The sequence below is a fragment of the Dryocola sharpae genome, assembly GCF_051307055.1.
Taxonomy (GTDB): Bacteria; Pseudomonadota; Gammaproteobacteria; order Enterobacterales; family Enterobacteriaceae; genus Dryocola.
The window spans coordinates 1,435,001-1,454,607 of record NZ_CP149994.1; the positions used below are offsets into that span (position 1 = coordinate 1,435,001).

15 protein-coding genes are annotated in these 19,607 nt (G+C 55.0%); 11 read left to right on the forward strand and 4 right to left on the reverse strand.

Annotated elements, in window-relative coordinates:
• The first annotated feature begins 46 nt into the window (after positions 1 to 46).
• The 4 genes from WLO31_RS06825 to WLO31_RS06840 all read left to right on the forward strand — a co-directional run bounded on the left by WLO31_RS06825 (position 47) and on the right by WLO31_RS06840 (position 3,282).
• Positions 47 to 1,279 (forward strand): winged helix-turn-helix domain-containing protein, encoded by a 1,233-nt coding sequence (locus tag WLO31_RS06825; RefSeq protein ID WP_435929724.1) that lies wholly within the window; start codon positions 47 to 49, stop codon positions 1,277 to 1,279.
• 49 nt (positions 1,280 to 1,328) lie between these two features.
• Positions 1,329 to 1,511 (forward strand): Trm112 family protein, encoded by a 183-nt coding sequence (locus tag WLO31_RS06830; protein WP_435929725.1) that lies wholly within the window; start codon positions 1,329 to 1,331, stop codon positions 1,509 to 1,511.
• Positions 1,508 to 2,254 (forward strand): 3-deoxy-manno-octulosonate cytidylyltransferase, encoded by a 747-nt coding sequence (kdsB, locus tag WLO31_RS06835; RefSeq protein ID WP_435929726.1) that lies wholly within the window; start codon positions 1,508 to 1,510, stop codon positions 2,252 to 2,254. The genes WLO31_RS06830 and kdsB overlap by 4 nt, the downstream gene beginning before the upstream one ends.
• Positions 2,255 to 2,388: 134 nt before the next feature.
• Positions 2,389 to 3,282: a YcbJ family phosphotransferase gene (locus tag WLO31_RS06840; RefSeq protein WP_435929727.1), complete on the forward strand. Its 894-nt coding sequence runs from the start codon at positions 2,389 to 2,391 to the stop codon at positions 3,280 to 3,282.
• Here the strand turns inward: WLO31_RS06840 and elyC are convergent.
• The gene (elyC, locus tag WLO31_RS06845; RefSeq protein ID WP_435929728.1) at positions 3,262 to 4,038 is read right to left on the reverse strand and encodes an envelope biogenesis factor ElyC; all 777 of its coding nucleotides are present in this window, start codon (positions 4,036 to 4,038) and stop codon (positions 3,262 to 3,264) included. The two genes, WLO31_RS06840 and elyC, sit on opposite strands and share 21 nt — an antisense overlap.
• Positions 4,039 to 4,173: 135 nt before the next feature.
• Here elyC and cmoM point away from each other — a divergent pair, with 135 nt between their 5' ends.
• The 7 genes from cmoM (at position 4,174) to WLO31_RS06880 (ending at position 14,893) form a co-directional block, all read left to right on the forward strand.
• Entirely contained in the window at positions 4,174 to 4,962 is a 789-nt protein-coding gene (gene cmoM, locus WLO31_RS06850) for a tRNA uridine 5-oxyacetic acid(34) methyltransferase CmoM (RefSeq protein WP_435929729.1), read from the forward strand.
• Positions 4,955 to 6,277 (forward strand): chromosome partition protein MukF, encoded by a 1,323-nt coding sequence (gene mukF, locus WLO31_RS06855; RefSeq protein WP_435929730.1) that lies wholly within the window; start codon positions 4,955 to 4,957, stop codon positions 6,275 to 6,277. The genes cmoM and mukF overlap by 8 nt, the downstream gene beginning before the upstream one ends.
• Positions 6,258 to 6,974: a chromosome partition protein MukE gene (gene mukE, locus WLO31_RS06860; protein ID WP_435929731.1), complete on the forward strand. Its 717-nt coding sequence runs from the start codon at positions 6,258 to 6,260 to the stop codon at positions 6,972 to 6,974. The genes mukF and mukE overlap by 20 nt, the downstream gene beginning before the upstream one ends.
• Complete coding sequence (mukB, locus tag WLO31_RS06865) at positions 6,971 to 11,419, forward strand: chromosome partition protein MukB (RefSeq protein WP_435929732.1); 4,449 nt, start codon at positions 6,971 to 6,973, stop codon at positions 11,417 to 11,419. The genes mukE and mukB overlap by 4 nt, the downstream gene beginning before the upstream one ends.
• A gap of 174 nt (positions 11,420 to 11,593) precedes the next feature.
• Positions 11,594 to 13,474: a L,D-transpeptidase gene (ldtD, locus tag WLO31_RS06870; protein WP_435929733.1), complete on the forward strand. Its 1,881-nt coding sequence runs from the start codon at positions 11,594 to 11,596 to the stop codon at positions 13,472 to 13,474.
• A 182-nt stretch (positions 13,475 to 13,656) separates the two neighbouring features.
• Positions 13,657 to 14,205, forward strand: coding sequence for a DUF882 domain-containing protein (locus WLO31_RS06875; RefSeq protein ID WP_435929734.1), 549 nt, complete (start codon positions 13,657 to 13,659; stop codon positions 14,203 to 14,205).
• A 40-nt stretch (positions 14,206 to 14,245) separates the two neighbouring features.
• The gene (locus WLO31_RS06880; protein ID WP_435929735.1) at positions 14,246 to 14,893 is read left to right on the forward strand and encodes an MBL fold metallo-hydrolase; all 648 of its coding nucleotides are present in this window, start codon (positions 14,246 to 14,248) and stop codon (positions 14,891 to 14,893) included.
• Positions 14,894 to 15,102: 209 nt separating this feature from the next.
• On the opposite strand, the gene WLO31_RS06885 is transcribed toward WLO31_RS06880, so the two are convergent.
• The 3 genes from WLO31_RS06885 to asnS form a co-directional block, all read right to left on the reverse strand.
• On the reverse strand, positions 15,103 to 16,293 hold the full coding sequence (locus WLO31_RS06885; RefSeq protein WP_435929736.1) for an amino acid aminotransferase: 1,191 nt from the start codon (positions 16,291 to 16,293) through the stop codon (positions 15,103 to 15,105).
• Positions 16,294 to 16,479: 186 nt separating this feature from the next.
• A complete protein-coding gene (gene ompF, locus WLO31_RS06890) occupies positions 16,480 to 17,550 on the reverse strand; it encodes a porin OmpF (RefSeq protein ID WP_435929737.1) in 1,071 nt (356 codons plus the stop codon).
• 596 nt (positions 17,551 to 18,146) lie between these two features.
• A complete protein-coding gene (gene asnS / locus WLO31_RS06895; RefSeq protein ID WP_435929738.1) occupies positions 18,147 to 19,547 on the reverse strand; it encodes an asparagine--tRNA ligase in 1,401 nt (466 codons plus the stop codon).
• Positions 19,548 to 19,607: the final 60 nt, after the last annotated feature.

Below are 19,607 nucleotides of genomic sequence, written 5' to 3' on the forward strand. Positions count from 1 at the left end.
CTTTTCAGCGCGTCCGCGCAATGGTTTATTGATGACAGGAAAGATCATGTCCTTACCGTACCTGACCTTACAGGCTGCCCGAAACCTTCATCTTGCCGCGCAGGGCCTGTTAAACAAGCCGCGCCGCCGCGCCCGCGCGTCAGACATCAGCGAGACCATATCGCGGATGTCGCTCCTGCAAATCGATACCATCAATATTGTCGCCCGTAGCCCTTATCTGGTGCTGTTCAGCCGCCTTGGACAATACTCTCCAGGCTGGCTCGATGAAGCATTAGCGAGCGGAAAGCTCATCGAATACTGGGCGCACGAGGCCTGTTTTCTGCCGAAAGAAGATTTTGCGCTGGTGCGCCACAGAATGCTGCAGCCGGAAAATATGGGCTGGAAATACAAGCCGGACTGGATGGCGGAACATGCGGAAGAGATTGAACGCCTGCTCGCGCACATTGCGGAGAACGGCCCGGTTCGTTCGGCAGATTTTGAACATCCGCGCAAAGGCGCAGGCGGCTGGTGGGAATGGAAACCGCATAAAAAACATCTTGAAGGTCTGTTTACTTCCGGCCAGCTGATGGTGATTGCGCGACGCAATTTTCAGCGAGTATATGACCTTACGACCCGCGTAATGCCGGACTGGAACGATGAGCTGCACCTTATTGGGCAGCAGGATGCCGAACGGCAAATGCTGGAAAACAGCGCCCGTAGTCTGGGTATTTTCCGTCCCGAGTGGCTGGCTGACTACTATCGTTTACGTCGCGTTCCCGTTAAGGCAGTCATGAGCGAGTGGGAGCAGCAGGGCAAGATCGTTCGCGTTCAGACAGAAAAGCTCGGCGAGATGTGGGTGCATAGTTCGCTATCGCCATTGCTGCCGCGCGCGGAACAGAACAAGCTTAAAGCGACGCATAGCGCCGTGCTCTCCCCCTTCGATCCCGTAGTCTGGGATCGCAGTCGCGCGGAGGCGCTGTTTGATTTCTCCTATCGTCTGGAATGCTACACCCCGGCGGAAAAACGCAAATACGGCTATTTCGTTTTGCCGCTGCTGCATCAGGGCGTGCTGGTCGGGCGCATGGATGCCAAAATGCACCGCAAACGCAGCGAGCTTGAGGTAATCAGTTTGTATCTGGAAGTGGGCATCCGGCCCGGTATATCATTGACGGCAGGCCTGCACGACGCGTTAACGGCGTTTGCGCTCTGGCAAGGCGCTTTACGGATTGTGCTGGGGAATATTCCCGCATCGCTGGCTGCCTCATGGGGAACCGGCTGGGAAATTACCCCGGGGAGCTAATCAGTTATGTTATCCTGACGCCCCTGCTGGCGTCCGTTCTGGAGTATCTATGGAAAGTCGTTTACTTGAAATCATTGCCTGCCCGGTGTGCAACGGCAAACTCTACTTTAATCAGGAAAAGCAGGAGCTTATCTGTAAAGCTGATGGCCTGGCCTTTCCGTTCCGCGACGGTATTCCGGTCCTGCTGGAAACCCAGGCGCGCACGCTGACTCTCGACGAGACTAATCCATGAGTTTTGTGGCAATTATTCCTGCCCGCTATTCGTCCACGCGTTTGCCGGGCAAGCCGTTGAAAGATATCAACGGTAAGCCGATGGTGGTGCATGTGCTGGAACGCGCCCGTGAATCTGGCGCGGAACGTATTATCGTCGCCACCGATCACGAAGAGGTGGCTCGCGCCGTTGAAGCCGCCGGCGGCGAAGTGTGCATGACCCGAGCGGATCATCAGTCAGGCACCGAACGCCTCGCCGAAGTTATCGAGAAATGCGGCTTTGGCGACGAGACCGTTATCGTCAACGTGCAGGGCGATGAACCGATGATCCCTCCGGTCATCATTCGCCAGGTCGCAGAAAATCTGGCTAACAGCCAGGCGGGAATGGCGACCCTTGCCGTACCAATCCATTCGGCTGAAGAGGCCTTTAATCCGAATGCGGTTAAAGTGGTGATGGATGCGCAGGGCTACGCTCTGTACTTCTCGCGAGCCACCATCCCGTGGGATCGCGACAGGTTCGCCCGGTCGCGCGAAAAGATTGGTGATACGTTCCTGCGTCATATCGGCATTTACGGTTATCGTGCGGGCTTTATCCGCCGCTATATCAGCTGGGCGCCAAGCCAGCTTGAGCAGATTGAGATGCTGGAGCAGCTACGCGTTTTGTGGAACGGCGAAAAAATTCACGTTGCGGTCGCAAAAGCGATCCCCGGCACCGGCGTGGATACGCCGGAAGATCTGGAACGCGTTCGTATAGCGATGCGCTAAATCTTTCCTGCACTGAAAAAACCGGCCGCTGTGCCGGTTTTTTATTATCTGAACACATATTGCTCGGGAGGGATGACATCCGGCAAAAGCGCGCTCATTATAAATAGCACCATTATTTATAGGGGTAACGGGTTATGGAGCTGCTGCGGAAGGAGTTAAGCCATCTGCTGGGTGAAAAGTTAAGCCGCATTGAGTGCGTCAGTGAGCAAACGAATACCGCGGTCTGGTCGCTGTATGACAGCGAAGGCCACGCGATGCCGCTGCTGGCCAAAAGCTTTACTTCTCCGGGGATCGCCGCACAGCAGGCATGGAAAATGTCGCTGCTGGCGCGCTCAGGCACCGTTCGTATGCCCGTGGTCTACGGCATAGTGACGCATGAAGATAATCCCGGCCCGGACGTGTTGCTGATGGAGCGCCTGCGCGGAGTCTCCGTTGAAGCGCCAGCCAGAACGCCGGCTCGCTGGGAGCAGCTTAAAGATCAAATCGTCGAAGGATTGCTGGCCTGGCATCGCGTTGACAGCGCAGGCTGCGTAGGCTGCGTTGACAGCACGCAGGAAAACATCTGGCCCTCCTGGTACCGCCTGCGGGTGGACTCACTGTGGAATACGTTAAACCAGTTTAAGAACACCGGCCTTACGATGCAGGACAGACGCATTCTGTTCCGTTCGCGGGAATGTTTGCCGCGCATGTTTGAAGGCTTCAACGACAACTGCGTGCTGGTGCATGGCAATTTCACATTGCGCAGCATGCTCAAAGACGGCAAGAGCGATCAGCTTCTGGCGATGGTAAACCCGGGCGTGGTGCTGTGGGCGCCGCGCGAATATGAGATTTTTCGATTGTATGAAGAGGGGCAGGCGGAAAGCTTATTCTGGCACTACCTGCAACGCGCGCCCGTGGCGGAATCTTTCCTGTGGCGGCGCTGGCTCTATGTGCTGTGGGATGCGGTCGACAGATTGCTGCAGACGGGCCGCATAAACCGGCCCGCCTTCGACGCCGCGGCGAAGGGATTACTTCCCTGGATTTCCTGAAGATCCTTTAAGCCACTGCCAGGCACGCCCCAGCGTTTCGTAAACCACCCGATCGCTGTGCATTAGCCAGAGCGGCGAGGGTATGAACCTTTCCCAGGGGTTGAGCGGTGAAGCTATGGCCATCTGGTTAGCGGGCGCAGGAATCGGGTTGAGGCCGGCATGGCGAAAGAAAATCATCGCGCGCGGTAAATGCGAGGCGGAAGTCACCAGCAGGAAGGATTGCTTACCTGTTACTTTTGCTACCGCCGCGGCCTCTTCTTCAGTATCTTTCGGGCTGCCCAGCGTAATAATTTGCGAGCGCGGAACGCCCAGGCTTTCCGCCACTCTCGCTCCGGCTTCAGCGGTACTCACAGAATTTGTCATCGCGGGCGCGCCGGTAAAAATCATCTTCGCGCCGGGATTCGCCTGCCATAGGCGCACGCCTTCAGCCAGTCTCGGCAGGCTGTTATTGATAAGATTTGAACTCGGCGCCCAGTCGGGATTCCAGGTATAGCCGCCGCCCAGCACCACAACGTAGTTAACACGTTCATCGCCGCGCCACGTTGGATAAGTATCTTCAATCGGCCTGAGAAGGCTATCGGCCACCGGCTGAAGGCTCATCAGCGTTAAAAGCAGCCAACCGGCAGTAAGTAACGCTTTGCCCGCTTTTTGCCAGCGGGTAAACCACAGCAGCAAAATCGCAAGGCCAGTCATCAGCAGCAGAAAAGGTAAGGGCAGCAGCAGACCCCCGATAATTTTTTTCAGGATAAAAAGCATGAATTCCGGGTCCTTTTTTAACCATCCAACGGGTAAACGCTGTTGATATTACACCAGCCAGGTTCATTCTCCTGCAAGCTGTGCCAAAATAGCGCTTTTCTAAGACTGACCCTTAAAGGCTGTGGAGTAGTACCCGTGCGTGACCGCAATTTTGATGACATTGCCGAGAAGTTTTCACGCAACATCTATGGCACGACCAAAGGCCTGCTGCGCCAGGCAATCCTGTGGCAGGATCTTGATGCCCTGCTGGCCACCCTGGCGCCGAAGCTGCGAGTGCTGGACGCGGGCGGCGGCGAAGGGCAAACAGGCTGTCGTATGGCTGAGCTGGGTCATGAGGTCATCCATTGTGACGTTTCCGCTGAGATGATCGCCCGCGCCCGGCTGATGGCCGTTGAAAAAGGTGTGAGCGGGAACATGCATTTCGTACATTCCTCCGCCCAGGAGATTGGTCAACATTTGGAAAGGCCGGTCGATCTGATATTGTTTCATGCGGTGCTGGAATGGGTTGTTGACCCGCAGGCCGTACTTGCCGATCTCTGGAAGTGTCTGGCGCCGGGCGGGGCGTTATCGCTGATGTTTTACAATGCGAACGGCCTGCTGATGCGCAACATGTTCGTGGGCAACTTCGAATATGTCCTTCAGGGGATGAAAAAGAATAAGAAGAAGACGCTTTCGCCTGACAATCCCTTGCTGCCAGAACAGGTTTATCACTGGCTGCAGCAAACTGGCTGGCAGATTACCGGCAAAACCGGCGTGCGGGTGTTCCACGATTACCTGCGCGACAAGCAAAAACAACGCGATGGCTTTGACGATTTGCTTGAACTTGAAACGCGTTATTGCCGGCAGGAACCTTTTGTGAGCCTCGGCCGCTATATCCACGTGACAGCCATCAAGCCGCTTGAGCCAAGGAAAAATTATGAGTGATGTTTCCCAGACGGTACCTGAACTGGTTGCCTGGGCCCGGAAAAATGATTTCGCCATCTCGCTGCCGACCGAACGTCTGACCTTTCTGTTGGCGATTGCCACGTTAAACGGCGAAAGGCTGGACGGAGAGCTGAGCGAAGGGGAACTGGTGGACGCCTTCCGCCACGTGAGCGATGGCTTCGAGCAGACTACCGAAACCATCAATGTACGCGCAAATAACGCCATCAACGATATGGTGCGCCAGCGTCTGCTCAACCGCTTTACCAGCGAAATCCACGAAGGGAATTCGATCTATCGCCTCACGCCGCTGGGGATGGGGATTACCGACTACTACATTCGCCAGCGCGAATTCTCCACGCTGCGCCTGTCGATGCAGCTCTCAATCGTAGCCGGTGAACTCAAGCGTGCCGCCGATGCCGCCGATGAAAACGGCGATGAGTTCCACTGGCATCGCAACGTCTTTGCCCCGCTTAAATACTCCGTTGCGGAAATTTTCGACAGCATCGATCTCACCCAGCGCATCATGGATGAGCAGCAGCAGCAGGTTAAAGATGATATCGCACAGCTGCTGAATAAAGACTGGCGCGCGGCTATCTCAAGCTGCGAGCTTTTGCTGTCTGAAACCTCCGGCACCCTGCGCGAACTGCAGGACACCCTTGAAGCCGCCGGCGATAAGCTACAGGCGAACTTGTTGCGTATCCAGGACTCAACGATGGGGCGCGGCGACCTGCATTTTGTCGATCGCCTGGTCTTCGATCTGCAAAGCAAGCTGGACCGTATTATCAGCTGGGGCCAGCAGGCTATCGATCTGTGGATCGGCTACGATCGCCACGTGCATAAGTTCATTCGTACCGCTATCGATATGGATAAAAACCGCGTCTTTGCCCAGCGCCTGCGCGTATCGGTGCAAAATTATTTCGATGCTCCGTGGGCGCTGACCTATGCCAGCGCCGACAGGCTGCTCGATATGCGTGATGAAGAGATGACGCTTCGCGATGAGGAAGTGACCGGCGAACTGCCAACGGACCTCGAATTCGAAGAGTTTAACGAAATCCGTGAACAGCTGGCATTGATGATTGAAGCGGCGCTGGAAGTCTACAAATCCAGACAATTGCCGCTGGATTTAGGCGTGGTGATGAAGGAGTATCTAATCCAGTATCCGCGCGCGCGTCATTTTGATGTGGCACGAATCGTGGTCGACCAGGCGGTGCGTCTCGGTGTGGCTGAAGCAGACTTTACCGGCCTGCCGCCTCAGTGGCAGGCAATTAACGATTACGGAGCCAAGGTACAGGCGCATGTCATCAATAAATATTGAAAAATCGATGCCGGTTAAACTGGCACAGGCGTTGGCAAATCCCTTATTCCCGGCGCTCGACAGCCAGCTACGCGCAGGCAGGCACATTGGTCTTGACGAGCTGGATAATCATGCCTTTCTGATGGACTTCCAGGACTATCTGGAGGAGTTCTACGCTCGCTATAACGTGGAACTGATCCGCGCGCCGGAAGGATTCTTCTATCTGCGCCCGCGCACCACAACGCTTATCCCGCGCTCGGTATTATCCGAGCTGGATATGATGGTCGGTAAAATTCTCTGCTACCTCTATCTCAGCCCGGAACGGCTGGCGAACGAAGGCATCTTCACGCAGCAGGAGCTTTACGACGAGCTGTTGACGCTGGCCGATGAAAGCAAGCTGCTGAAGCTTGTGAACAACCGTTCTACCGGCTCGGATGTCGACAGGCAAAAGCTGCAGGAAAAAGTGCGCGCCTCGCTGACGCGCCTGCGCCGCCTCGGCATGATTTGGTTTATGGGCCACGACAGCAGCAAGTTCCGCATTACCGAATCGGTATTCCGCTTCGGCGCCGACGTGCGCGCCGGTGACGACCCACGTGATGCGCAGCTGCGTATGATTCGCGACGGAGAGGCGATGCCTGTTGAAACTCGCTTGCAGCTCAACGATGAAACCGACGAGCCACAGAACGCCCAGGATAACGCGGAGGATGAACAGGAATGATTGAACGCGGAAAGTTTCGCTCGCTAACGCTGATTAACTGGAACGGTTTCTTCGCGCGTACTTTTGATTTAGATGAGCTGGTGACCACGCTTTCGGGCGGTAACGGCGCCGGTAAATCAACGACCATGGCGGCCTTCGTCACGGCGCTAATTCCCGATTTAACGCTGCTGCACTTCCGTAACACCACCGAAGCAGGAGCCACCTCAGGCTCGCGTGACAAGGGTCTGCACGGCAAGCTAAAAGCAGGCGTTTGTTATTCAACGCTTGATGTGATCAACTCCCGCCACCAGCGCGTGGTGGTTGGCGTGCGTCTGCAGCAGGTTGCGGGCCGCGATCGTAAAGTGGATATCAAACCTTTTGCTATTCAGGGGCTGCCGGCTTCAATCCAGCCGACGCAGCTGCTGACGGAAACGCTCAACGAGCGCCAGGCGCGCGTGCTGAGCCTGCAGGAGCTGAAAGACAAAGTGGAAGCCATTGAAGGCGTTCAGTTTAAGCAGTTCAACTCCATCACCGATTATCACTCTTTGATGTTCGATCTGGGTATCGTGGCGCGTCGCCTGCGCAGCGCCTCGGACCGTAGCAAATACTATCGCCTGATTGAAGCCTCGCTTTACGGCGGGATTTCCAGCGCGATTACCCGCTCGCTGCGCGACTACCTGCTGCCAGAAAACAGCGGCGTGCGTAAAGCGTTTCAGGATATGGAAGCCGCGCTGCGGGAAAACCGCATGACGCTGGAAGCCATTCGCGTCACCCAGTCCGATCGCGATTTGTTCAAACATCTGATTTCCGAAGCCACTGACTACGTGGCGGCGGACTATATGCGTCACGCCAACGAACGCCGCATCCACCTTGATAAAGCGCTCGAATTCCGCCGTGAACTGCATCTTAGCCGCAAACAGCTGGCTGCGGAGCAGTTCAAACATGTTGATATGGCGCGCGAGCTGGCCGAGCACGGCGGCGCGGAAGAGGATCTGGAAACGGATTACCAGGCCGCCAGCGATCACCTGAACCTGGTGCAGACGGCTATCCGCCAGCAGGAAAAAATTGATCGTTATGAATCCGACCTCGACGAGCTGCAAATGCGTCTCGAAGAGCAGAACGAAATCGTAGCCGAAGCCCACGAACAGCAGGAAGAGAACGAAGCGCGCGCCGAAGCCGCGGAGCTGGAAGTGGACGAGCTGAAAAGCCAGCTTGCCGACTATCAGCAGGCGCTGGACGTGCAGCAGACGCGTGCCATCCAGTATCAGCAGGCGCTGCAGGCGCTGGAACGCGCGCGCGCGGTTTGCCATCTGCCGGATTTAACCGCAGAGAGCGCAGACGAGTGGCTGGAAACCTTCCAGGCCAAAGAGCAGGAAGCGACGGAAAAACTGCTGACGCTGGAACAAAAAATGAGCGTGGCGCAAACGGCGCACAGCCAGTTTGAACATGCATACCAGCTTGTCACGGCAATCAGCGGGCCGGTGAGCCGCAGCGAAGCCTGGGAAGCCGCGCGTGAGCTGCTGCGCGACAGCAACAACCAGCGTCATCTCACTGAGCAAGTTCAGCCCTTGCGCATGCGGCTTAACGAACTTGAACAGCGTCTGCGTGAGCAGCAGGAGGCCGAGCGTCTGCTGGCTGACTTCTGCAAACGTCAGGGGAAACAGTTCGATCCTGAAGAGCTGGAAACGCTGCACGACGAGCTGGAAGAGCGCATCGCGACGCTGCAGCAGGGCGTCTCAGAAGCCAGCGAACAGCGCGTTTCCCTGCGTCAGGAGCAGGAGCAAATTCAGGCGCGTATCAAACGCCTGTCCCTGCGCGCGCCGGTCTGGCTTGCGGCGCAAACCAGCCTCAACCAGCTTTGCGAGCAGAGCAACGAAGAGTTTGCAAGCAGCCAGCATGTGACTGAATACATGCAGCAGCTTCTTGAACGCGAGCGCGACGTCACGGTAGAGCGCGATGAAGTCGGCGCCCGCAAGCGAGCCATCGACGACGAAATCGAGCGTCTAAGCCAGCCGGGCGGCGCCGAAGATCCGCGTCTGAACGCGCTGGCCGAACGTTTTGGCGGCGTGCTGTTATCAGAGATTTACGACGACATCAGCCTTGACGATGCGCCTTATTTCTCGGCGCTGTACGGTCCGTCCCGTCACGCTATCGTCGTGCCAGATTTGTCGCTGGTTCGCGACCAGCTTGAGAGCCTGGAAGATTGTCCGGAAGATCTTTATTTGATTGAAGGGGACCCGTCTTCCTTTGACGACAGCGTTTTCACCGTGGAAGAGCTGGATGCAGCGGTACTGGTGAAAACCGCCGAGCGCCAGTGGCGTTATTCCCGCCTGCCGGAACTGCCGCTGTTTGGCCGCGCGGCGCGTGAAAATCGTCTCGAAAACCTGCATGCCGAACGTGAGACGCTGGCGGAGCGCTTCGCCACGCTCTCGTTTGACGTACAGAAATCCCAGCGCCTGCACCAGTCGTTCAGCCGCTTTATCGGCCAGCATCTGGGCGTGGCCTTTGACGACGATCCTGAAGAGGAAATCCGCCAGCTTAACGCCCGTCGCGGTGAAATCGAACGCGCCATCAGCAATCACGAAAACGATACCCAGCAGCAGCGACAGCAGTTCGATCTCGCAAAAGAGGGCGTTGCGCAGTTAAACCGCCTGCTTCCTCGCGTTAGCTTGCTCAATGACGAAACGCTGGCGGACCGCTGCGATGAAATTCGCGAACGCCTGCTGGAGGCCGAAGAGGCGGCGCGCTTTATCCAGCAGCACGGCAGCCAGCTGGCCAGACTAGAAGCGGTAGCCTCCGTACTGCAAAGCGACCCGGAACAGTTTGAGCAGCTAAAAGAAGATTATCAGTACGCGCAGCAGATCCAGCGCGATGCGCGTCAACAGGCGTTTGCGCTGACGGAAGTCGTACAGCGCCGCGCCCACTTTAGCTATTCCGACTCCGCCGCGATGCTGGATGGCAACAGCGATCTGAACGAGAAGCTGCGTAGCCGCCTTGAGCAGGCAGAAGCGGAGCGTACCCGCTCCCGTGAAGCGCTGCGCAGCCATGCTCAGAAGCTCAGCCAGTTCAGCCAGCTAATGGCTTCGCTGAAAAGCTCCTTCGATACCAAGAAAGAGCTGCTCAACGATCTGCATAAAGAGCTGCGGGACATCGGCGTGCGCGCGGACACCGGGGCAGAAGAGCGCGCCCGTATTCGTCGCGATGAATTACACACCGCGCTGAGCAACAACCGCTCCCGCCGCAATCAGCTCGAAAAAGCGCTGACCTACTGCGAAGCGGAAATGAGCAACCTGACCCGCAAGCTTAAACAGCTGGAGCGCAGCTATTTCGAAATGCGCGAGCAGGTGGTGACGGCGAAAGCGGGCTGGTGCGCGGTGATGCGTATGGTGAAAGACAACGGCGTAGAGCGTCGTCTGCACCGCCGCGAGCTGGCTTATCAGTCCGGCGATGAGCTGCGTTCCATGTCGGATAAGGCGCTGGGCGCGCTGCGTCTGGCGGTAGCGGATAACGAACATTTACGCGATGTGCTGCGGATGTCGGAAGATCCAAAACGTCCGGAGCGTAAAATTCAGTTCTTCGTGGCGGTCTATCAGCATCTGCGCGAGCGCATCCGTCAGGATATTATCCGTACCGACGATCCGGTTGAAGCCATCGAACAGATGGAGATCGAGCTGGGCCGCCTGACTGAAGAGCTGACCTCGCGTGAGCAGAAACTGGCGATCAGTTCCCGCAGCGCGGCGAACATCATTCGCAAGACTATCCAGCGCGAGCAAAACCGTATTCGCCAGCTCAACCAGGGGCTGCAAGACGTCTCCTTCGGCCAGGTGAACAGCGTCCGTCTGAACGTGAACGTGCGTGAAGCGCATGCCACTTTGCTGACCGTCCTTTCTGAGCAGCATGAGCAGCATCAGGATCTGTTTAACAGCAGCCGTCTGAGCTTCTCCGAAGCGCTGGCGAAGCTGTACCAGCGTCTGAATCCGCAAATTGATATGGGCCAGCGCACGCCGCAGACCATCGGTGAAGAGCTGCTGGACTACCGCAACTACCTGGAGATGGAGGTGGAAGTTAACCGTGGTACGGATGGCTGGCTGCGCGCGGAGAGCGGTGCGCTTTCTACGGGCGAAGCTATCGGTACCGGGATGTCGATTCTGGTAATGGTGGTACAAAGCTGGGAAGACGAGTCGCGCCGCCTGCGTGGCAAAGACATCTCGCCTTGTCGTCTGCTGTTCCTTGATGAAGCTGCCCGTCTGGATGCCAGATCAATCGCGACGCTGTTTGAGCTGTGCGAACGGCTTGAAATGCAGCTAATTATCGCGGCGCCGGAAAACATCAGCCCGGAAAAGGGAACGACCTATAAGCTGGTTCGTAAGGTCTTTAACAATCACGAGCATGTGCACGTTGTGGGCCTGCGAGGTTTTGCCGCACCGCTACCGGAAGCATTACCGGGAACGGCAGAGGCGCTCTGACCCTCTTTTCACCTTATTTAACAGCGGGCCACGGCCCGCTTTTTTGATCCAGAAACTTCTTAAGCTTTATTTTTCTTTACATTTATACGGGTAATTGGTTTTTACTGTTTATATACTGTTAAAAGAACCAGGCGAAACGCTGGTGACGATAAACGGTAAAACAGGGGGCAAGGGATGTTGCTTATGAAGATGCACGGTTTTAGAGTGTCGGCCATAGGCTACTGCCTGGCGCTCGGTCTGGCTCCACTGTTTACGGTACAGGCGCAAGAGCAAGAGCCTGCTGTGGTTCCTTCCGACAGCTCCGCCGTGACGGCAGAGCAACCTACGGCGCTTGAGCAGCCGCTAGCCCAGTCAGCCGCGACGGCGATGCTGGCGGGCACGATGCCGCTTGATTCAGCCTCAATGTCCGCCGCGCAGAGCCGCTCACAGCTGCTTTCCCAGCTGCCTGCCGGATACGCGCCTGTCTACCTGAACGCGCTTTCTGCTTTCTATGCAGCGCGGGACATGAAGCCAATGTGGGAAAACCGCGATGCGGTGCAGGCTTTCCAGCAGCAGCTGGCGGAGCTGGCCATTGCGGGCATTCAGCCTCAGTTCACTACCTGGGTCGAACTGCTGACCGATCCCTCCGTAACCGGCATGGCACGCGATATCGTGCTCTCCGATGCAATGATGGGCTATCTGCAGTTCGTTTCCGGCATTCCTGCCGAAGGGAACCGCTGGCTGTACAGCACCAGGCCTTACAAAATGCAGACTGCGCCTTTGTCCGTCATTAACCAGTGGCAGGTGGCTGTCGATCGGGGAACGTTAGCGAGCTTTATCGCTACCCTTGCGCCTCAGCATCCGCAGTATGCCCGGATGCATCAGTCTCTGGTACATCTGTTGGGTGATACGCGCCCATGGCCGCAGCTAACCGGTAAAGAGACGCTTCGTCCGGGACAATGGAGCAAAGATGTGCCTGCGCTGCGCGAAATCCTCGCCAGAAGCGGCATGCTGCAGGCCGATCCGACAACTCCTTTGCCCGTTGACGATGGTACACATACGCAGACCGCAGCCGTGGTTAGCCCGTCGGCGATCGATGATGAAGGCGAGGCGAAGGCAGAGGGCCTGGCTGCTGGCTCGAAGAAAAAATCTTCCGCCGCGGTACGCAGCGCTTATAACCGCGAACTGGTTGAAGGCGTAAAGCGTTTTCAGAAATGGCAAGGGCTGGGGGCAGATGGTGCGATTGGACCCTTAACCCGTGACTGGCTGAATGTCACACCACAACAGCGGGCCTCGCTTGTGGCCTTAAATATTCAACGTTTGCGCCTGCTGCCGAGTAAGCTCGATACCGGCATCATGGTAAACATTCCAAACTATTCGCTGGTATATTACCTCAACGGCAGCGAAGCCCTGGCATCCCGCGTTATTGTCGGGCGCCCGGATCGTAAAACGCCAATGATGAGTAGCGCGCTTAATAACGTGGTGGTCAACCCGCCGTGGAATGTGCCAAATACGCTGGCGCGAAACGATATTCTGCCGAAAGTTCGCCAGGACCCCGGCTATCTCGATCGCCATGGTTACAGCGTGCTGCGCGGCTGGAGCAACAATGCCGAAGCTATCGATCCCTGGCGTGTTGACTGGCAAACCATTACCGCCAGCAATTTGCCGTTCCGTTTCCAGCAAAAGCCCGGCACCCAGAACTCGTTAGGGCGTTACAAATTTAATATGCCGAGTTCTGATGCTATCTATCTGCACGATACGCCGAATCACAATCTGTTCCGGAAGGATGCGCGGGCGCTGAGCTCCGGCTGTGTTCGCGTCAACAAAGCCTCCGAGCTGGCAAATATGCTGCTGCAGGATGCGGGCTGGAACGACACGCGAATTTCAGGCCAGCTAAAAGAGGGCAGCACTAAGTACGTCAACATCCGTCAGACAATTCCGGTCAACCTCTACTATCTGACCGCGTTCGTCGGCAAGGACGGGCGCACGCAGTTTCGTACAGATATTTACAATTACGATCTCGCCGCGCGATCGGGCGCACAAATCCTTTCAAAAGCCGGGCAGTTAATCAGGTAAATGCAGTAATACTAATGAATTAGTGGTCGTAAGAAAGGTAATACCCGGCCGGGCCCTCCACAGGGCCCGGTTTAGCTGGGTTTTACGGTGCCTTGACTCGACGTTATTTGACGGTTAAGGTGCGGGCAGTGCGCCAGAAGTGCATATTATTCGACCATTTTTTACCTGTAGACCTGGACATCATGGATAAATTTGACGCTAATCGCCGCAAGCTGCTGGCGTTGGGCAGCGTGGCTTTGGGTGCCGCTCTGTTACCTGCGCAAGCGTTTGCCACCCTCTCGACACCGCGCCCGCGCGTTTTAACCCTCAACAACCTCCACACAGGCGAGACGCTAAAAGCTGAGTTCTTTGATGGTAAAAGCTATATTCAGGATGAATTAGCCAGGCTTAACCATTTCTTCCGTGATTTTCGCGCGAACAAAGTTAAGGCCATCGATCCCGGGCTGTTCGACCAGCTTTATCGTTTGCAGGGGCTGTTAGGCACTAACAAACCCGTGCAGCTTATCTCCGGTTACCGCTCCCTGGATACTAACAATGAGTTACGCGCTCATAGCAGCGGGGTGGCGAAAAAAAGCTACCATACCAAAGGACAGGCAATGGATTTCCATATTGAAGGGATTTCGTTAAGCAATGTACGCAAAGCTGCATTATCTCTACGCTCAGGTGGTGTAGGATATTACCCAAGCAGCAACTTTGTGCATATTGATACCGGGCCACTGCGGCACTGGTAAAACAACGGAATCCGGCGGGCGTTGCCGGTAATGGAGCAGCATGAATTATCACATTATTCCGGTGACGGCCTTTGCCCAGAACTGTTCATTAATCTGGTGCGAAGAAACACTGCAGGCGGCGGTGGTGGATCCCGGCGGCGAAGCGCAAAAAATTATCCGTGAAGCGGCGGAAAAAGGCGTAACGGTAAGCCAGATTCTGTTAACCCATGGTCATCTTGATCATGTCGGGGCCGCCGCAGAACTGGCCGCGCATTACGGGGTGCCGATTGTTGGGCCGCAAAAAGCAGATGATTTTTGGCTGCAGGGTTTACCTGCGCAAAGTCGGATGTTTGGCCTTGATGAATGCCTGCCGCTGACGCCAGATCGCTGGCTTGAAGAAGGGGAGAGCGTATCCGTCGGGAATGTGACCTTACAGATATTGCATTGTCCGGGGCACACGCCGGGGCATATCGTCTTCTTTGACGGCAAGGCTAAGCTGCTGGTTTCCGGAGATGTGGTATTCAAAGGCGGAGTAGGGCGCAGCGACTTCCCGCAGGGGGATCACGCGGCGCTGATCGATTCGATTAAGCGTAAGCTGTTGCCGCTGGGCGATGACGTGACCTTTATTCCAGGCCACGGCCCGCTTTCCACCCTGGGCTATGAGCGTTTGCATAATCCTTTTCTGCAGGACGAACTGCCGGTCTGGTAAAAGAAAAAGAGCCGCTTAAAGCGGCTCTGAGATTGCTGACAAGGAAGGAAAAAGCGTGGTTTTTCCTTCCTTGTGGCAGATTTGCCGAAAATCAATGCTTTGATTTTCCTGGTCTTTTAGCTGGTGATATATGTTCAGCCCGTGCGGGATGAGGGGTTGTTATCAGTCTGAGAAGAGCCGCTTAAAGCGGCTCTTTTTTTGCGCATAGACTAGAGAACAGCAACAATCGCTTCGCACAGCGGCGCCATATTGTCAGGCGTCATGCCCGCAACGTTGACGCGGCCAGAGGCCACCGCATAGACGCCAAACTCTTCGCGCAGGCGCAGAACCTGTTCTTTGGTCAGGCCGCTGAAAGAGAACATACCGTTCTGATTGATGATGAAGCTAAAGTCACGGTTTGCGCCCTTCTCCTGCAGCGTGTTGACGAAAAGCTGACGCATGCGGTGAATGCGCTGACGCATATCGGTCAGCTCTTGCTCCCAGAGCGTACGCAGGGCGTCGTTGCTGAGAATAGTTGCCACAACGGAGGCACCGTGCGCCGGCGGGTTAGAGTAGTTTGCGCGGATCACGGATTTCATCTGACTGAAAGCGCGATCAACGGTATCTGCATCCGCAGCGACCAGCGTACAGGCGCCTACGCGCTCGTTGTACAGACCGAAGTTCTTGGAGTAGGAGCTGGCGACAATCAGCTCTTTGTGGCTCGCTGCGAAGACGCGCAGGCCTTCAGCATCTTCTTCCAGGCCTCGGGCAAAGCCCTGATAGGCGAAATCAAACAGCGGCAGCCAGCCTTTTTCCTGCGACATTGCCGCAAGCGTCTGCCACTGCTCTAAAGTAGGATCGATGCCGGTCGGGTTATGGCAGCAGCCGTGGAACAGCACAACGTCGCCCGCCTGTGCCGCCTGCAGGCTGCTTACGAGGCCGTCGAAGTCCAGAGCGTGATTTTCCGCATCATAATAAGCATATTCGCAAACTTCCAGGCCGGCGGAGTTAAACACGCTTTTATGATTCGGCCAGCTGGGATTACTTACCCACACGCGTTTGGCTGAAGTGTTTTTTGCGAGGAAATCAGCCGCTACGCGAAGCGCGCCTGTGCCGCCTGGGGTTTGCGCCGTGCGCGCGCGTTTGGCTTCGCTGATTGCATTACCTTTGCCAAACAGCAGCTCCTGGGTGCAGCGACCAAACTCGGGAATACCATCGATGCCCAGGTAGTTTTTGGTGTTTTCATTTTCCAGCAGATAAGCTTCAGCTTTTTTAACGCTGGTCAGCACCGGCGTTTTACCCGTCTCATCCTTATAAACCCCAATGCCGAGGTTAATTTTGGTCGGGCGGTCGTCGGCACGAAACAGGTCGGCCAGGCCAAGAATTGGATCAGCAGGGGCAGCGGTAATGTTCTCAAACATGACGAGGTTCCATTTTGATATCGGGGGAGAAACGCTCTCAGGTTAACTGCTGTTTTCACAAATGCCAACCGTTTGCGACAAAAAGAAACAACCGGCTTCACAAGCTGGAAGTTTTCGCTTTTCAGCCATAAAAAAACAGGGCCGAAGCCCTGTTTTTTATATTCAGACAAAGAAGCTGTCGAATAATTAGAATTGGTAAACGATACCCACTGCGGCGGTATTGTCTGTACCTAAGCCCAGTTTGTTGTTGTCATCGATCTGGTTGATGATGTAGTCAACATAGGTGGACATATTTTTGTTGAAGTAGTAAGTCGCGCCTACTTCGATGTAGTTCAGGTAATCAGCATCGCCGATACCGTTAACATCTTTCGCTTTAGATTTGTAGTAAGCGATGGATGGACGCAGGCCGAAATCGAACTGGTACTGAGCAACTACAGAGAAGTCCTGTGTTTTGTTAGCGAAGCCAACGCTATCGCTGATATAGGTTGAGTTACGTGTTTCGCCGTAGAGGGCGGCCAGGTAGATGTTGTTAGCATCGTATTTCAGACCGGTTGCCCACTGCTCAATTCTTTCGCCCTTACCATCAACTTCTTGCAGGTTGGTACGATCCGCAGAACCGTAACCGCCTACGATACCGAAGCCTTCAACGTTATAGCTTAAAGAGGTTGCCCAGCCGTCGCCGTTAGCTTTGCTAATATCGCTGCGCTCATTTTTGCCCAGGTACTGAACGCCGAAGTTCAGGCCGTCAACCAGACCGAAGAAGTCGCTGTTGCGGTAAGTAGCAAGGCCAGTTGAACGACCCGCGAAGAAGTTATCGCTTGAGCCAGTGTCGCCACCGAACTCTGGCAGCATATCGGTGATGCCGATTGCGTCATAAACCAGACCGTAGTTACGACCGTAGTCGAAGGAGCCTGCATCGCCGAATTTCAGACCGGCAAAGGCCAGACGGGTCTTGTTGCCAGTTTGGGCATCGGAACCTTCGGAGTTGTTACCCGCGAAGTTGTATTCCCACTGACCGTAACCGGTCAGCTGGTCGTTAATCTGAGTTTCGCCTTTAAAACCAAGACGTGCATAGGTTTTATCGCCGTTACCAGCGTATGCGTTTTTACCGTTGTCTTTGGAGAAATAATGCAGACCTACGGCTTTACCGTACAGGTCAACTTTGTTGCCGTCTTTGTTATAGATTTCTGCAGCGTTAGCTGCGCCGGCTACCAGCAGAGCAGGGATAACCACTGCCAGAATATTGCGCTTCATCATTATTTATTACCCTCATTGGTTTTTATGAACACCTGCCACTGCCGTCAATAATTATTTACGGAACTATTGATGAGAGTTTGGTGTCTTTCTGTATCTGTCTGGCATCTTTCCATCCATGAAACCGTTTCGCTAGCCTGAAAGTGCTACAAATGTCTAAACTGAGTAACCAAAAGAAAATATATGTAACTAAATATGTATTTTCGGGAACTTTGTGAACCACCTCAAATTTCGATTAGATTTGGTCATTTTATTAGCAGCCTCTGACTTATATATATGAAATACTTATGTTTAATTCGCATAACGCAAAAAATGCGTTACGTTTCGTTTACTTTTACATTTTTTTTGTTGCGTTTTTGGATGTCCAGACATCTGTGCAACTTTCGCACAAATATGCTAAGCGAGTGCTTTCAGAGAAAAACCATAATAAAAATCGGGTTTATTTTGTGACTAATTATGTCGCAGACATGCTTTGTTACGGAGAAAGGACGGAGTGCGGTTGCAGCATACATTTATTTAACTTCCGCTGAAGAAAAATAAACTTTCTAAAACGAATAAAAAAGAGGCCAGCGACGCTGGCCCTGATTAAAACGATTAGCTTAGAAGTTTGCGTTACGCGGCGTACGCGGGAAAGGAATCACGTCACGAACGTTCTGAACGCCGGTAACATAGGCGATCAGTCGCTCAAAGCCGAGGCCGAAACCGGAGTGCGGCACGGTGCCGTAACGACGCAGATCGCGGTACCACCAGTAGTCTTCTTTGTTCAGACCCATTTCAGCCATGCGCGCGTCCAGCACGTCCAGACGCTCTTCACGCTGAGAACCACCGATGATTTCACCGATGCCCGGGGCTAACACATCCATTGCGGCAACGGTTTTACCGTCTTCGTTAAGGCGCATGTAGAAGGCCTTAATGTCCTTCGGATAGTTTTTCACCACCACCGGCGCTTTGAAGTGTTGTTCAGCCAGATAACGTTCATGCTCGGAAGAGAGGTCGACGCCCCAGTAAACCGGGTTTTCAAACTTCTGCCCGCATTGCTCAAGGATAGCTACGGCATCGGTGTAATCCACCTGGGCGAAGTCAGCCTCGATGAAACGCTGCAGGCGCTCAACCGCATCTTTATCCACGCGTTCGGCGAAGAACTGCATGTCGTCCATGCGTTCGTCCAGCACGGCCTTAAATACGTATTTCAGCATGGCTTCTGCCAGGCCCGCGACGTCGTCCAGGTTTGCAAAGGCAACCTCTGGCTCCAGCATCCAGAACTCCGCCAGGTGGCGGCTGGTGTTGGAATTCTCTGCGCGGAACGTTGGGCCGAAGGTGTAAACCTTAGAGAGCGCACACGCGTAGGTTTCGCCATTCAGCTGGCCGGAGACGGTCAGAAACGCTTCTTTGCCGAAGAAGTCTTTGTCGAAGTCGATTTTGCCTGCATCGGTACGCGGCAGGTTTTCTAAATCGAGCGTGGAAACGCGGAACATCTCACCCGCGCCTTCGGTGTCGGACGCGGTAATCAGCGGGGTGGAGACCCAGAAGTAACCATTTTCATGGAAGAAGCGATGCAGCGCCTGCGCCAGCGTATGACGAACGCGTGCCACCGCACCTATCATGTTGGTGCGCGGGCGCAGGTGCGCCACTTCACGAAGATACTCGATGCTGTGGCGCTTTGCCGCCATCGGATAAGTATCCGGATCGTCCACCCAGCCGGTGACTTCTACGCCGCTCGCCTGGATTTCAAAGCTCTGGCCCTGACCAAGAGATTCCACCACTTTACCCGTGACGACAACGGAGCAACCGGTAGTCAGGCGCAGCACGTCTTCATTGTAATTGGGCAAAGTATTATTGATGACGGCCTGTACAGGAGAGAAGCAGGAACCGTCATAGACGGCGAGGAAGGAGATACCAGCTTTTGAATCTCTTCGAGTACGCACCCATCCGCGCACGGTGACTTCACTGTCAACGGCGACGCGGCCCTGGAGTACGTCGGCTACAGGCACAACGCTCATAGTTTTCTCTCTATTAAATGGTCAATGACAAAAAAAATAGTTACCCGCAATTGGGGGATA